The sequence below is a fragment of the Bifidobacterium sp. ESL0732 genome (assembly GCF_029395535.1).
In the GTDB taxonomy this organism is placed as follows: Bacteria; Actinomycetota; Actinomycetes; order Actinomycetales; family Bifidobacteriaceae; genus Bifidobacterium.
In genome coordinates, this window is the sequence record NZ_CP113920.1 from 893,173 (window position 1) to 908,448 (window position 15,276).

Below are 15,276 nucleotides of genomic sequence, written 5' to 3' on the forward strand. Positions count from 1 at the left end.
TTGTTGGCTTGATGGTCTGTCGTTTTGCGCTATCGGTAAAGGATTCACTTCGGATCTGGTTTCATTTTCGCGATAAACGTTGCTTGACAGGCAAAACAAATAGGACATCGGAGATTTCGATTTGTCGGATGCCCCTATTTGTCAGGTGAATGAAATGCCTAGCGGCTTTTGGATTTAAGCCTCTGTTTCTTGGTGTTCCTTTGAAAGGTCGGAAGGCGAGACGTCCACTTCGTCCAGTGGAATGATATGGGTGTGGTTCTTGATCTTGTATCCGAAATAGAGGATCAGGACCAGCGGCAGGCCGATGTAGGTGATGCCGATCTGCTGCCAATCCCAATGCACGAACGCATCGATGTTCTGCCCGCCGATCACGACGATGCACAGGATGAGCGCGATGATCGGGCCGAGCGGGAAGAGCTTGGCGTGGTACTTCAGCTCCGAAAGCTGATGGCCCTGCTTGATGAACGCGCGACGGAAGCGGAAGTGGCTGATCGCGATGCCGACCCAGGCGATAAACCCGGTGAGTCCCGAAGCCGCCACAAGCCACATGTAGATCTTCTGGCCGAAGATCGAGGCGGCGAAGGTGGCCAGTGAAATGATGGTGGTGACGATAAGGGCGGCCATCGGAATGCCATGCTTCGTCGTATGAGCGAAGAACTTCGGAGCGTATCCGTCGCCGGCCAGTGAGTAGAGCATGCGGGTCGAGGCGTACATGCCCGAGTTGGCCGCCGAGAGCACCGCAGTTAGCACGATGGCGTTCATCAGGCTTGCGGCGAAGGCGAGGCCCGCACGTTTGAAGACCAGCGTAAAGGGTGACATCGCGATATTGCCGTCGGCCGCCGAAAGCAGATTCGGGCTGGTGTAGGGGATTAGCGCCGCGATCACGAAGATCGAAAGGACATAGAAGAGGAGGATGCGCCAGAAGACGCTGTTGATGGCCTTCGGCACTGCGTGCTCCGGGTCGGCCGATTCGCCTGCGGTCACGCCGATGAGCTCCGTGCCCTGGAACGAGAAGCCGGCGATGAGGAAGACGCTCAGGATGGCGGGGAAGCCTCCGACGAACGGGGCGTCTTTGTAGGTGAAGTTGCCGAAGCCGACCGCAGGATGGAACATGATGCCGAAGATCATGGCGAAGCCAAGCACGAGGAAGACGATGACGGTGATGACCTTGATCAGCGAAAGCCAATATTCGGTCTCGCCGAATGCGGAGACGGTCAGAGCGTTGATCAGGAAGATGACCACCAGTACGATAAGGCTCCAGATCCAGCCTGGGGTGTTCGGCAGCCAGTACTGAATCAGGAGGGCCGCCGTGGAAATATCGACGGCAACGGTGATGGCCCAGTTAAACCAATAGTTCCAGCCCATCGCAAAGCCGAGCGCCGGATCGACGTATTTGGCGTTGTAGGTTGCGAAGGAGCCGGAAACCGGCTGGTTGGTCGCCAGCTCGCCGAGGCTGGTCATCAAAAAGTAGACCATGATGCCCATGGCGATATAGGCCACCAGTCCGCCGCCGGGGCCGGCCTTGGAGATGGTGGAGCCCGAGGTCATGAACAGGCCGGTGCCGATGCAGCCGCCGAGCGCGATCATCGAGACGTGGCGGGTCTTCAGGTTGCGTTGCACGCCGCCGCCGGATTTACCGGGCTTGCCTTTGCCGCTGAGCGGGGGAATGGGGTGCGTGGCCGCGACCTTGACGTTCGGATCGGTCGATTGGCGCGCTGCTTTGCCTGCCTTCACTCCTGTCGCCGTAGACTGGAACGAAGTGCTGGCTCCACTTTCGGTATGGTCGGTTGTTGCCGACATACTGTTTTCCTTCCGGTAGGGAAGAAGCCTACAGAGATGTGAATGGCTGCCAGTGCATTTGTCGCTTGAAGCCGAGCTATGATATCGAGCCACGCCTCATCGCGAAAAAGCCTACAACGATTCTCATCGATAGCGCTCCGCGGCATTGGCCGCGACAGTCCTGGATTTCTTGGACCCAGACCCAACTTCCTGCCGCGGAGACGACCGGAAATTTCGGCTGAACTCCCTTTCATCGGCCCTCGCTGGCACCGCCGTGCCTCTGGTCGGTTACTGATGGGTTCAGCGACCTCTTCTGTGATTGATGATAAGAGTGACTATAGGTGGTTTTCGCGACAAATCTGCCCAATACGATGAGCTGCTGGGCGTTTTAGGACGCTGACTGCTGATGAGCGTTCCGATTTGCGCGGTTGGGTTGCCAGTTGGAGCATTTGCCGCTGTTGTCTTGTTGACTATCTGCCGGCGTCAAACAATTGGACCGTTGCTATACTCGTCGTCTGTCTACAGGTTTCGTACGATGCCGATGAACAGTGGGACCCCGCCAGGGGTTTCGTATTCGTACATGAACGGATGATCGACGATGAATGATTCAATTCTTCCTGGATTCGGCGCGCTGCTCAGCATCTCGACTTTGGTGTATGCGGCGGCTTTGACGCCGGTTTCGCCCACATCGATGCTGGTGCCTTGGATGACTTGCTGAATGAAGAACTGCTCGCTGCTTGTCATTTTGGAGAAATTCGCATGGGACGAGTCAAATGCCGAACGGATTCCCAGCTTTTTTAAGATCGGTATCGTGTCATCAAACGTATTGGCCACTTTGAATTTCGGAAGCTCAAGGTCGACTTTGGTCTCTTCGCTTTTCGCGTTGAACATGGCACGCAGCGAATCGGTTTTCCCAGCCAGGTCGTTCGCCGCTGACTTTTGGTCGGGTAGCACGATTTTCAATGTAGATCCGTCGTCGAATTTTTTGTCGACACGTCTGAATCCTTTGCCTTTGGCCAGTTCCATCGTCCCTTGCTGACTCATCATGGGAACCGTTGAGTCTCCTCTCACTCCATGGAAAGGCTGGTCGGAAGTGTTGTCCGCATCGAATGGATCCTGCCATTTTCCATTGGCGTATACGGTATTGAGGAGTGTCAGCGTGGAGTTGTTCGAAGCGAAATCGGGCTTGAGAATCCCATGCGTCTTCCTGTCCACCCACGAGCTCATTTGCCTGGAGGCGTCGCCTGAGACCGTTTTCATGTCGACGAAAAAGCCGGTTCTCATGGATTTTTTGTAATCCTTATCGAGCGGATGGTCTTTCCGGATCCATATCGAATTGGCGGTCTGCATCCTTGATTTGCCATGGCGTCTGCCGTTGATGGAGAGCATCAGCGAATGGCAGTCATCCGTATTGGGCTGCGCGCCGTTGTCAAGGACGGATTGCAATTCGGTTTTGGTGGTTCCTGCCGATCCCTGCTCGGCCATCGAAAGCGCCGTCCACATCGAGGTGGGGGAATAGTTCGTATTACCTTTTTCGTCGGTCAGTTTCCGGTCGGTGAGGAAGAGGGATGAACTGTCGTATGCGAATTGCTGGACGCTGGTTTTGGCGGTTCTGCTCGGCGGCATCGCCTTGGGGTGAAGGATCAGCGTCCATGTTCCATAAGCCGCTGCAAGAAAGAGGGCCGCAATGACGCATATGCTCAGTATCCGTGTCATCATGCGGGGAAATTGGCGTCGGCGCCGTGGTTTCAAGCTTTCTGGTTCGGGTGGCATCGGGGAAGATTCTGCAGATACGGAGTTTGTCGCATGGCTGAGGCTTTCTTTGTCGCGATTTTGCGTTGTGCCATGTCCGTGCCTGTTGAAAGCGGCATATTTTCTCATGCGTGTCCTTTCATCGCCGATGATGCAACTATTGCGGGCGCAATGACCGTTGATTCCATTCTAATAGGATCGTCGTTTTCGTCCGTCTCGGCGCTAGACTTGAGGTATGTCTTTAACTATCGGAATCGTCGGTCTGCCGAACGTCGGCAAGTCCACCATGTTCAACGCTTTGACCCGCAACAACGTGCTTGCGGAGAACTATCCTTTCGCCACCATCGAGCCCAACACCGGCATCGTGCCGTTGCCTGACAAGCGTCTGCCCGTGCTCGCCAAGTTGGTGGGCACCGAGAAGATCGTGCCCGCGACCGTCACCTTCGTCGACATCGCCGGCATCGTCAAGGGCGCCAGCGAGGGCGAGGGCCTGGGCAACAAGTTCCTGGCTAACATCCGCGAGGCCGACGCGATCTGCGAGGTCGTGCGCGCCTTCAAGGACGACGACATCGTGCACGTCAACGGCCGTGTCGATCCGGCCGACGACATCGACACCATCAACACCGAGCTGATGCTCGCCGATCTGCAGACCATCGAGAACGCGCTGCCCAAGCTCGAGAAGGAGCTGCGCGGCAAGAAGGTCACACAGGAATATATGGACGCGGTCAAGAAAGCGCAGTCGATTCTTTCGGAAGGCGAGACCATCGACCACGCCGCTTCCGCCGGCAAGATCGACAAGGCCGACATCTATGACCTGCACCTGATGACCGCCAAGCCGTTCATCTACGTCTTCAACGTCGACGACATTGAGCTGGGCGACTTGGATCTGCAGAAGAAGCTCGCCGATTCCGTCGCCCCCGCGCAGTCGATTTTCTTGAACGCACAATTCGAGTCCGACCTGACCGACCTCGACGAGGCTGACGCTCGTGAGATGCTTGAGGACGCTGGTTTGAAGGAATCCGGTCTCGACCAGCTGGCCCGTGTGGGCTTCGATGTGCTCGGCTTGCAGACCTTCCTTACCGCTGGCGTCAAGGAAGTGCGCGCCTGGCAGATTCATCAGGGCTGGACCGCCCCGCAGGCCGCCGGCGTCATCCACAGTGATTTCGAGCGTGGCTTCATCAAGGCCGACATCGTCTCCTACGACGATTTTGTCGCCGCCAAGGGCAGCATGAACGAGATCAAGGAGGAAGGCAAGCTCCGCCAGGAGGGCCGCGACTACGTGATGCAGGACGGTGACATCGTAGACTTCAAGTTCAACGTGTGAGACTGTGATACGCTTAACCCTTACAAGTGGTTCGATATCATCTGGTATCGGGCCACTTTTGTTATCTAAGCAGCAGTTGGTCATTCTTTAGAGGTACATATTGATCGGTGCGGCTTGCTTAGTATCATGGAAACTAGTAAGCAAGTTTAGATTGATAAAAGGCGGGTGTCTTTGAGCGAGATTATTACGATGAAGCTTGGTCCGCGTAAGCCGGTTCGTCACGAGGAACTGCCAGAAGGCGGATACCGCGAATTTATCGGCTGGCAGGAAGGTATGTCACCCGAAGAGGTGTGGCATGCCGGCAACAGTTGGTGGAAACTTGAGCCGGGCCGGGCGGTACGTTGTGATTTGGCTGTTATTCTCAATCCTGACAACGTCGTGGTATGCGTGGCAAAGATTCGAGGTTTGATCAAGCGTGAGGACATGCGCATGGGCTTCATCGGTGAACCGGTGGAGCGCCAATACGATGCATGGCTCGGGAAAACGTTAAAACGCAACGATTCCAAAAACCCAATCGCTTATTTTGATGAGCGGGACATTCTTGCGCCTGACGAAGTAGAAACAGGCACGACGTTTCTTAATCGGTAATGAGACGTGGATGTTGTGCAAATGCAACATAACTTGCTAATATGATCAGCCTCAAATGATTTACAACAAATAGAGTGATCTGCTATTTGAGTGTAGTAACAAATCAGAGATCGATTTCTATGGTAGAACAATCGCGTTGGTGCTATGTAACGGCATAAAGACGGAGTTCTGTGTAAAAACGCTCATTTGTACGATAGAGAAGAGTTGATTCCAACGAACCTTTCGTACAAAGTCATTGCGTCGATCGCAAAGTTGTTATAGGACAACGCGAAAGTTCCGAAACCCGACAGCGATGGTAAGCTTATGAGACTGTTCGGCAGCGCATTGATGTGTTATATATTGAGAGTAGATTATGAAAGATTATCAAGAAAGATGAATTATGTCGGAGAATAATTCTTTAGCATCAAAGGCAATGGAGCTGCTTGCCGATCCGGATTTCGATCAACTTAATCAGAGACTCAACCGAGTAAATGTCTTCGACGCCGTTGACATGGGACGTCAGGAGATTAAGCATTCAGCGTTTCTTGCATGGCTTATGGATCCATCGGGACCTCATGGGCTTGGTGATTTGTTTATTCATCGGCTGCTTGCACAACTTTATGTAGATAATTCAGAGAAGTTTGCAGAGAGCGGCGTTGCAAGTTTCGTTCCTCTGGCTGCTGATGATTTATCGGAGTTGAATGTTGTCAGAGAATCTGAGGACAGGATTGATATTTTAGCAAAAACAATTGATGACAGAATGGTGATGTGTATTGAGAACAAAGTTGATTCTGGATTGCATAATCGTCAATTGGACGATTATCACCAATACATTGAATCCACATACGGTAATCGTCAATATCGTATTTACGTATTGTTAGCACCTGAAGGTTTTGAAATTCCGAAAGATCAGTGCCAAAATCCAGCTATTTGGCTGACATTATCTTATTCGTCTGTAGCTAAAGTGTTGGAATCTTTGAGAGACTCTGCGCAGGGGCGCACTCAGATTCTTATTGAAGATTATGTGAGGTTATTAAAGAAGGAGAATATTGTGAACGATGAAGAACAGAATAAGCTTGCTTATAACTTGTATCGTAATTATTCCGAGGTTTTTGATTTTGTGAGTCAAGCATGTACTGATCAATCTGCGGTTGAACAGTATTTGATTGAGAAAGTCTATGATCCTGTTATGGATGATTTACAAGATAAAGGCCAAATAAGTAATCATTGGTGCTGGAATAAAGGGCGAATGACATACTATGGATTTCATACTCAAAAGATGAATGATTACTTTGGTGCAACAAATGATGACTGGGTGTACGCATATTGGCTTTATCCGGATAAAGTTTCATCGCTTTTGAAACCGAGCATGAGGCTTGAGGTCTTCCCGAAAGGTAAACAGGAAACGACAATTGGTAGAATGCAACATATTCGTGAGAGAATAGGTAGTGGCAATTCGTCAATAACTAACCAGAATAAACAGCGCGAAATCGTTGATTTTCCGTCGGATATCAACTTGAGCGATATCCTTGAAACTGTTGAGATTGATGCTCTTGCAAAAGAGACAAAGGGCAAATTATATAAAGCAATGGATAATATGCTTCAATTGGAGAAAAGAGCTTTAATGGAATGAATATGATTTAATCATATTTTAACTGTTCGGAAGTGCTTGTGTGTACATAACCGTAATTGGCTTTATAGATTGGGATAAGCTATATTCTTTGAGTTTGAATATTGCTCTGTGCAATGCGTGTGGTTCCAATTAGCAAACCAATCGATAACAGATGGGTCATTATCGAAGTACCAAGCACTCAGTTTGTCGTTGAAGGTATCGCGATCTGGAGGCTCTACCGGGACGGCGAGGACGGCGGATGAATGCAGCTTGAGCAGCAGGCCGTTGGCGGCGAGTAGGGCGGTGCGCTTGTTGCCATCGCCGAACGGTTGCATCTTTGCCAGTGTTGCGAACAGATGCGAAGCCCGTTCGAGAGGTTGCGGATTGCCTGTGGGCGTTGCGGCAACATTTACCGAATTTGACGTTGCGGCGTTACTTCCTGTGCCGAGTTCGTTTGCCGTGTCGTCGGCAGAAACTAGACGTAGTTCCTGCTCGATTGCCGCGGCAGAAGGCACAGGCGGGGTATAGGTGCCTCGGCGGGTGGAGACGATGACGTTTTCCGCCGTTCTTAGAACGCCAGGCTCCATGGCTGCGGTGCGGGTCATTTTCGCGTTGATGCCGGTGAACCATGCCAGATCCATAGGCCGTGTCGAATAGTCGTATTCGATGACATACGAGGAGGCGTCTTTCAAATCGCAAAGCAGTGCATAGTCGTTGCGCGAACCGACGACGTTGGGATTGCCGGTGCGCAGAAACTCTTCGGTTGCCATGCGCGAGGTATTGAGCCCGTCAAAGGTGCGTCCCATCCGGTACAGCAGTCCGGCGAGCCCTTTGGTAGTCATCAGAGGAGAGGCAATATGCTGAATTGTCATAGCTGTTCTCCTGACTGATGTGATAAATCGAAATCGTATTGTGAATGATTGCGGTTCACAGTGACTTTTCGATTATAGATGATATTGAGAAAGACTTCTTTCAAGGTTGCTGATTTCCTCTACAATGAGATTTAGGACTAGGACTAAAAGAGGTGATCGAATGCCGGAAGTAAGCAGATTTTTCGGAATCATCATCAAGATGGTGTATCAGGATGAAGGCAAACATCATAAGCCGCACGTACATGTGAAGTATGGTGATTTTAAGGCTTCCATCGGCATCGATGGTGAAGTGTTGGCGGGTTCTTTGCCGGAAAGACAATACAAATTGGTGGCCGCGTGGCTTGAATTGCATGAGAGTGAATTGTACCTTGCATGGAATGAAGCTATAAGCGGTAAGCCTTTTAATAAAATAAAGCCTTTGTCATAAGGAGATTTTGATGTTCGTACATGATGGAATCGTTTATGCGGATTCTCCGAGTGGTGAATTAGAGGTCCTCGATGCTCATGCGACCGGGGACTATACCATGGTGGTTACGTTTTCGAACGGGAAAACTCGGCTTTGCGATTTTAGCGAAATGTTTGATGATGTTCCCGCGTTTGCCCCGTTGCGTGACGAGGCTGTTTTTGAGCATTTTCAGTTGGAAGACGGTGTACTGACGTGGCAAGATGGATCTATCGATATCTCTCCGTCGTATCTTTATAATCATTCTTACGAATATGACGCTCATGGAGCGTTGGTTTCCGCCTGAAATCTTATTCTATGGAGTTGCTGCCATGTGTTTTAAGAAAATGTGTCGGCGGTTTTATAAAATTTCGGCCATGTGATTCTTCTTTTTTCCTAAATGACTCGCAGAACCGATGCCGTGTCTTATAAAGTCTTAAGCTGTAGTTTTCTAGTGGATAAATGGCTTAACCGTTAGAATACTGGTGGTTAAATGAGCAAGATAACGAGTTCTGACAGGCTTCGTAGCAGATAACCGGACTATAAATCTCGCAGCCTCGAGTCCGACAATTCGCTCTGTGCGCGTAACGGTGTTTTTATGGCATGATAATGATGGTTATGATCCATCAATAACGATGGACGTTGCGATTTTTGAAAGGAATCGATATGGCTGATCAGCGACGTGTGGTGATTTTGGGCGGGCATGGCAAGGTGGCGTTGCTCGCCGAACCGAAGCTGAAGGCTGCGGGATTCGCGGTCGACGCGGTTATCCGTAACCCTGCGCAGTCCGACGATGTGCGTAAGGCCGGCGCAAATCCGGTGGTCTTCGATATGGAACATGCCAACGTCGACAGCTTTGCTGGCTTGTTTGAAGACGCTGTGGCTGTCGTGTTCTCGGCCGGTGCCGGTGGTGGCGACGCCGTTCGCACCCACGCCGTCGATTATCAGGCCGCGGTCAACGCGATCGACGCGGCGCAAAAAGCGGGCGTGCGTCGCTTTGTGATGGTCTCCTACGATACGGCCGACCGTGACCCGCAGACGATGGGCTGGCCGGAGTCGTTCCTGCCGTACGCGCAGGCCAAGCATGACGCCGACGCGCACCTGATTGATTCCTCGCTCGAATACACGATTCTGGGTCCGGGCGTGCTGACGCTCGAGCCCGAAACCGACAAAATCGTTCTAACTAACGACCACACGATGATCGACGGCAAGCCGGCCACGCCCGAGCAACGTGCGACCTCGCGCGGCAACGTCGCGGCGGTCATCGCCCGCGTGCTCAGCGCCGATGTGGCCAAGCGCAAGACCATCGCCTTCTACGACGGCGACCAGCCGATCGACGAGGTTCTTGTCTGAGTCCGTTGGTCGTCCTGTTGCATCAATAAAAGAGCTGCCTGCCTTGCGGCGTGCGGCTCTTTATCATGTGTTTGTCCGGCCCAAAGCTGGTCAAACGGTCAAACGGTCAAGATTTTCTGTCGGTTCTCGTCATCGGCTTGCTGTTGCAGAATTATCGGCATTCTGATTTTGTGATAACGGTCAGCCTATGTGTCCATGGGCCTTTGGACACTTGAGGCGCTTTAGATATTCAGGGAGTAATGAGCGCAGAGGTCCGAATCTCGCGTGTCGGTCTCAAGGCTTTGCTGCTATACAGCAGAACACTTTGAAGCCTATTTGTGCAAACCGTCTGGCCGGTATTTCTGGTTTGTTTGTTATTTCGTCAATAGATAGAATTTTGCCGGTAAAAATGTATATCCGCTGGCGCTGCGTTGCATTGATGCCTGTGTGTTGTGATTAAATAAGTAACCAAGACATCGTCTCCAACTGAAAGGCCCTCCAATGCAGCAGAAACAGTACGTATGCGAAAAATGCGGATGCCAACACTACATTTCCGATCAGTTCCAGGCGACGGGCGGGGAATTCGCCAAGCTCTTCAATGTGCAGAACAAGAAGTTCATCACCGTCAGTTGCACCCAATGCGGCTTCACGGAGCTCTATCGCGCCGAAACCGACGCCGGCATGAACGTTCTCGATTTCCTGATGAACTGACGGCTTGTCGACGTTTATCCTCGATGGTTGCGACGGCCGTATCTAGGAATCTTGATTTTTTCGCCGATATCCGATTTGCTCTGTCGTTCCGTTCCTATCTGCGCTAGGCTGAGGTATACGAGTCAAAGGAGCGGGGATATGACGATTGCGTTGAAACGGGTGTATGAGGCGGCCGAAGATGCCGACGGCTACCGCGTCTTGGTCGACAGGCTTTGGCCGCGCGGCATTTCAAAGGTGAAGGCGAAACTCGATCTGTGGCTCAAGGAAATCGGGCCGAGCGCCGAGCTGCGCAAGTGGTTCGGCCACGATCCTGCCAAGTTCGACGAGTTCGCCGATAAATACCGCAAAGAGCTAGACGAAAACGCGGAAACGGTCGGCAAGTTGGTCGCGATATGCCACGAACAGCCCAAAGTCACCTTGCTCTATGGCGCCAAAGACCCACACAACAACCAGGCAGTGGTTTTGAAGGATTATCTCGGCAAGCGGCTTTCGTAGGTTGTGATATTCCGTTGCCGTATTTGGCTATTGCTGAATAAATGAAGCAATCATACGTGATTGTGCGACGGGTCGCCGCAGAAAACCGTGAAGCCATAATTTTTCGAGACAAATTCGATATCGTGGCCGTGTAACGCGCTTTGTATAGCGTATGATGATGGTTATGGCGACAGTGACGTTATCGATACCGAGGGCACGTAAGCGCGAGCGTGCCATTTCCGACTACTTCAACATGTGGGTGACCCGCGATTTCGACAAGCTCGACGCGATTTTCGCTCCTGATTGCGTCTATGAGGAATCCAACGGGCATATCTACGAAAACCGCAACCAGATTCATCACTGGATTGAGGATTCGCTGGAGCACCAGGCCGTGTCGATGTGGAAGATAGCCAATTTCACCCATGCCCGCGGTCGTGAAGGGCAGCCGTCAATCACCGTTTTCTGGACGCTCGCAGGGCGGGTACGCGAGGGCGAATCCTACGACTACGACGGGGTTTCGGTCATCGAGTTCAATCGACAGAACAAGATCAAGCGGGTGCGTGAGTTCCGGGCCAAGCGCCGTCGCGATTACCCGTACAAGGGCGAGTAGTCGATTACGGGACTTCATGAAGCGAACGGGAGATGGATTCTTCGTCATATCAGCGATTGATCCGTTTCCCGTTTTCCTGTCTCTGAAGTGATGAGGGTGTCATTGTGTTTCTCGCTTTTTCTCGTTGTCGGGGATGTATGGACTCCGAGGGTAGGGACATCGTTTCCGTTGTTCCGGCTAATGCCGATATGCAAGGTGTCTGAGGTGGCGAACATCCATTTTTGTTTGTGTCCTTCTCGTAGTAGGTTTAAACCTCGAAATTCAGTCATTTTCAAAACTTGAGTCGATCTGGCTCAAGTTTTGTTCACTGCAGGTTAAAACCGGGAAGCCGGAGCGGGAATAACGGTTGGACATAGTGACACGATAAAGACTTGGAGCCGCAAGGTTCCGGAGCCTCTCGTCATCTGGCCGGTTTGGCTCCGGCCGCGGACGTAAAGAGACTTGCCTCCTACTTCAAGGAGTATTGATTATGGCTATGTTTCCGGCTTTGATGCATGATGCGTTCTCTGATTTGTTCGACGATCCGTTCTTCGCCGGTTGGGGCGATTCCAGCAACCGCATGGGCAACCCGATTTCCTCGGCCAACATGATGAAGACCGATGTTCGCGAGACCGACAAGGCCTACGACGTCTCCATCGATATGCCCGGCTTCAACAAGGACGACATCGCCCTCGAGCTGCACGACGGCTACTTGACCGTCTCGGCTAAGCGCGACGAGAGCCATGACGAGAAGAACGATGAGGGCAAGTGGCTGCGCCGCGAACGTTACGCCGGCACCTGCTCGCGCAGCTTCTACGTCGGCGATGAGGTCAAGGAATCCGACGTGCACGCCAACTACAAGAACGGCACGCTGAGCCTTGAGATCGCCAAGGTGCAGCCGGCGCCGAAGGTCGAGGCCAAGCACCAGATCGCCATCGAAGGCTGATTCGCTGGTCGTTACGGCGAGAACGGTTTTGGCGGACTGAAACGTTCGCTGGATGCCCCTTCTTGTGTTCTGTGCTCGGGGAAGTTGCGGAACACGGGAAGGGGTGTTTTCTCTGAGATCCAGGGCCCGTCCATTATCTCATGGCGTCGTTGAGCGTTCGATGGAACGCTCAACGACGTTTCCGTCTTCCAGGTATTTGACGTTGAATTCGATTTTGTCTCGTTTCGCTGCTGGCCTCCGCCGCGTTTCCTGTGCGATAATGACTTGTAGCAAATAATGAAGGTCAATGGAAAGATATTGAAAACGAGGCAAGGCACATGGGCATGCCATTGGATTTGTATGTGATCCGACACGGGGAATCGGAGGCCAACGTCATCGTCAAAGCGGGGGAGCACGGTGACAATTCGCTCTTTACGCAGGATAACGTCACCGTGCCCGACCGCTCGTGGAGGCTCACGGCGACCGGGCGTAAGCAGGCCTACTGCATCGGACGCTGGCTGGTCGAGCAGCAACAGCTTTTCGACCGCTACCTCGTCTCGCCCTACGTGCGCACCCGCGAGACCGCGGCGACGATGGCGCTGCCCAAGGCCAAATGGGAGGAGACGCGCGTGCTGCGTGAACGCTCCTGGGGCGAGATCAGCACCGTGACGCAGGAGGTCTTCAAGACCAACTACGAGCGCAACTGGATGTTCAAGAAAACCGACCCGCTCTACTGGCGCCCGCCGGCCGGCGAATCCATCGCCGACGTGGCCGAGAACCGCGCCCACAACCTGCTGACTTCGTTGAACCGCCGCGCCGAGGCGCAGTCCGTCATCGCGGTGACTCACGGCGACTTCATGCTCTCGTTGATGCTCACCCTCGAGGACCTCTCCGACGAGGAGTTCCTGCGCCGCGCCGACAGCGACAACTGGAAGATCACCAACTGCACCTGCCTGCACTATTCGCGCCGCGACCCCAACACCGGCCGCACCGACGAGCGCATCCACTTCGAGCAGACCGCCCGCCCGGTCTACGACAAGGACACCGGCCGCTGGGTCGTCAAGGTCGATCCGTGGCGCGAGTTCCAGCGCCCCCTGCTCTCCAACGGCGACCTGGTAGACGTGGTCCAGTCCGTCACCCCTCATCTCTAAATCTGTGCGCTCGGACTAATATTCTTGAGCTGAGATATATGATGTAGGATACTCTGAACATGATGTTCTAGGTTGAGTTGTTGGACGGGGATATGCGATGCTGTGGCATAAAGCTTGGCCTACCGGCCTAGAGGGTGCCTCAGCATTGTATATCCCCGTCCAACAACGTCAGTTGTCGTGTGTAGTCATGTGCTATGTCCACTACGCGAACACGACACGCCGAATGTCCAAGGGCGCATTAAACTATCCCAAGGCGCGCGACGAAATCAAAGCCGCGCGGTAAATCCTCTATTTTCAATTAGTGGTCAAAGTATGCCCAAAAGGAGAGCGAAGGATGAGTAACATGTTCACCTGGAAACTGCACGGTGACGGCAAGACATTGAATCCCGGTGAGGTGATCGACCCTGACGAGCGCATGACGTGGGGCCGAACGGCGGGCATTGGAGCCCAGCACGTGATCGCGATGTTCGGCGCGACGTTCCTCGTTCCGATACTGACGCATTTCGATCCGTCGACGACATTGTTCTTCACCGCAATGTCCACCGCGCTGTTCCTGTTGATCAATACAAACAAGCTACCCAGTTATCTGGGTAGCTCTTTTGGTTTTATAGCCCCTATTACGGCCGTTGAAGCCGAAAAGGGACTCGGTGCCGGCATCCCGGCTGCGGGCTTCGGCATCATGTGCACGGGCATCCTGCTGGCGCTGGTCGGCATCCTCGTCCACTTCGCCGGCGCCAAGTGGATCGATCTGATCATGCCGCCGGTGGTTAACGGCGCCATCGTCGCCATCATCGGCTTCAATCTCGCCCCCTCGGTCTGGTCCAACTTCCAGAAGGCTCCTGACACAGCGGCGGTGACGCTGGTCGCGGTCCTCTTGATCGCGGTGCTTTTCAAGGGCTTGATTGGCCGCCTGAACATCCTGCTCGGCGTCCTGGTCGGCTATGCCTACGCCTGCTTCCGCGGACAGGTCGATTTCGCCGCCGTGGCGAAGGCCTCGTGGATCGGCTTTCCGCAGTTCCATATGCCGCAGGCCGATTTTTCGGTGCTGCCCATGTTCATCCCGGTGGTCATGGTCCTGATCGCCGAAAACGTCGGCCACGTCAAGTCGGTCGCCCAGATGACCGGCCGTGACTATGACGACCAGATCGGCACCGCCCTGTTCGCCGACGGCCTAGGCACCACGATCGCCGGCTTCGGCGGCGGCTCCGGCACCACCACCTACGGCGAGAACATCGGCGTGATGGCCGCCACCCGCGTCTACTCCACCGCCGCCTACTGGTGCGCGGCCGCCTTCGCCCTGATCCTGAGCCTCTGCCCGAAGTTCGGCGCGGTCATCAACACGATTCCCTCCGGCGTGCTCGGCGGCGTGACCACGCTGCTCTACGGCATGATCGGCATGGTCGGCGTGCGCATCTGGGTCGACAACCAGGTCGACTTCGGCAAGCCCCTGAACAACATGACCGCCGCGGTCACCATGATCATCGGCATCGCCGACTTCGGCTTCGCTATCAGCGGGGTCAAGTTCAACGGCATCGCCATCGGCACCGTCGCGGTGCTGGTGATGTACCACGGTCTGCGTGCCATCGGTCGCGCCACCGGCGCTATCGCCAAGGACGGCACCGAGTGACGGAGTGGTAATCGCTGAGATTGCTCTTTGATGAAGCAATCTCAGCGACATGCGACATGCCGGGTGCGCAGAAGAATCTGCCGTCCGGCATTGCCATATCGTGGCAAATATTGACATCT

15 protein-coding genes and 1 riboswitch are annotated in these 15,276 nt (G+C 53.5%); of the genes, 12 read left to right on the forward strand and 3 right to left on the reverse strand.

Annotated elements, in window-relative coordinates:
* Nucleotides 1-174 precede the first annotated feature (174 nt).
* Nucleotides 175-1,800 (reverse strand): amino acid permease, encoded by a 1,626-nt coding sequence (locus OZX70_RS03345; protein ID WP_277181823.1) that lies wholly within the window; start codon nt 1,798-1,800, stop codon nt 175-177.
* A 122-nt stretch (nt 1,801-1,922) separates the two neighbouring features.
* A riboswitch (Lysine riboswitch) is annotated at nt 1,923-2,100 on the reverse strand.
* Between the two features lie 198 nt (nt 2,101-2,298).
* Nucleotides 2,299-3,498: a serpin family protein gene (locus OZX70_RS03350; protein WP_277181824.1), complete on the reverse strand. Its 1,200-nt coding sequence runs from the start codon at nt 3,496-3,498 to the stop codon at nt 2,299-2,301.
* A 268-nt stretch (nt 3,499-3,766) separates the two neighbouring features.
* Between OZX70_RS03350 and ychF the strand changes: the two genes are divergently transcribed.
* From ychF to OZX70_RS03365, 3 genes are all read left to right on the forward strand, one after another.
* The gene (gene ychF / locus OZX70_RS03355) at nt 3,767-4,855 is read left to right on the forward strand and encodes a redox-regulated ATPase YchF (protein WP_277181825.1); all 1,089 of its coding nucleotides are present in this window, start codon (nt 3,767-3,769) and stop codon (nt 4,853-4,855) included.
* A gap of 171 nt (nt 4,856-5,026) precedes the next feature.
* On the forward strand, nt 5,027-5,443 hold the full coding sequence (locus tag OZX70_RS03360; protein WP_277181826.1) for a protein-(glutamine-N5) methyltransferase: 417 nt from the start codon (nt 5,027-5,029) through the stop codon (nt 5,441-5,443).
* A 379-nt stretch (nt 5,444-5,822) separates the two neighbouring features.
* On the forward strand, nt 5,823-7,055 hold the full coding sequence (locus OZX70_RS03365) for a PD-(D/E)XK nuclease family protein (protein ID WP_277146549.1): 1,233 nt from the start codon (nt 5,823-5,825) through the stop codon (nt 7,053-7,055).
* 62 nt (nt 7,056-7,117) lie between these two features.
* Here OZX70_RS03365 and OZX70_RS03370 read toward each other — a convergent pair whose 3' ends face one another.
* On the reverse strand, nt 7,118-7,906 hold the full coding sequence (locus OZX70_RS03370) for a Fic family protein (protein ID WP_277181827.1): 789 nt from the start codon (nt 7,904-7,906) through the stop codon (nt 7,118-7,120).
* 160 nt (nt 7,907-8,066) lie between these two features.
* Between OZX70_RS03370 and OZX70_RS03375 the strand changes: the two genes are divergently transcribed.
* The 9 genes from OZX70_RS03375 (at nt 8,067) to OZX70_RS03415 (ending at nt 15,157) form a co-directional block, all read left to right on the forward strand.
* On the forward strand, nt 8,067-8,333 hold the full coding sequence (locus OZX70_RS03375) for a DUF4160 domain-containing protein (RefSeq protein ID WP_277146551.1): 267 nt from the start codon (nt 8,067-8,069) through the stop codon (nt 8,331-8,333).
* 10 nt (nt 8,334-8,343) lie between these two features.
* On the forward strand, nt 8,344-8,655 hold the full coding sequence (locus OZX70_RS03380) for a DUF2442 domain-containing protein (protein ID WP_277146552.1): 312 nt from the start codon (nt 8,344-8,346) through the stop codon (nt 8,653-8,655).
* 359 nt (nt 8,656-9,014) lie between these two features.
* A complete protein-coding gene (locus OZX70_RS03385; RefSeq protein ID WP_277181828.1) occupies nt 9,015-9,701 on the forward strand; it encodes an SDR family oxidoreductase in 687 nt (228 codons plus the stop codon).
* Between the two features lie 480 nt (nt 9,702-10,181).
* The gene (locus OZX70_RS03390) at nt 10,182-10,391 is read left to right on the forward strand and encodes a zinc ribbon domain-containing protein (RefSeq protein WP_277146554.1); all 210 of its coding nucleotides are present in this window, start codon (nt 10,182-10,184) and stop codon (nt 10,389-10,391) included.
* Nucleotides 10,392-10,529: 138 nt separating this feature from the next.
* Entirely contained in the window at nt 10,530-10,886 is a 357-nt protein-coding gene (locus tag OZX70_RS03395) for a DUF488 domain-containing protein (RefSeq protein ID WP_277146555.1), read from the forward strand.
* 163 nt (nt 10,887-11,049) lie between these two features.
* Entirely contained in the window at nt 11,050-11,475 is a 426-nt protein-coding gene (locus tag OZX70_RS03400; RefSeq protein ID WP_277181829.1) for a nuclear transport factor 2 family protein, read from the forward strand.
* Between the two features lie 469 nt (nt 11,476-11,944).
* The gene (locus tag OZX70_RS03405; protein ID WP_277146557.1) at nt 11,945-12,400 is read left to right on the forward strand and encodes an Hsp20/alpha crystallin family protein; all 456 of its coding nucleotides are present in this window, start codon (nt 11,945-11,947) and stop codon (nt 12,398-12,400) included.
* 317 nt (nt 12,401-12,717) lie between these two features.
* On the forward strand, nt 12,718-13,530 hold the full coding sequence (locus tag OZX70_RS03410; RefSeq protein ID WP_277159622.1) for a histidine phosphatase family protein: 813 nt from the start codon (nt 12,718-12,720) through the stop codon (nt 13,528-13,530).
* 334 nt (nt 13,531-13,864) lie between these two features.
* Entirely contained in the window at nt 13,865-15,157 is a 1,293-nt protein-coding gene (locus tag OZX70_RS03415; protein WP_277181830.1) for a solute carrier family 23 protein, read from the forward strand.
* Nucleotides 15,158-15,276: the final 119 nt, after the last annotated feature.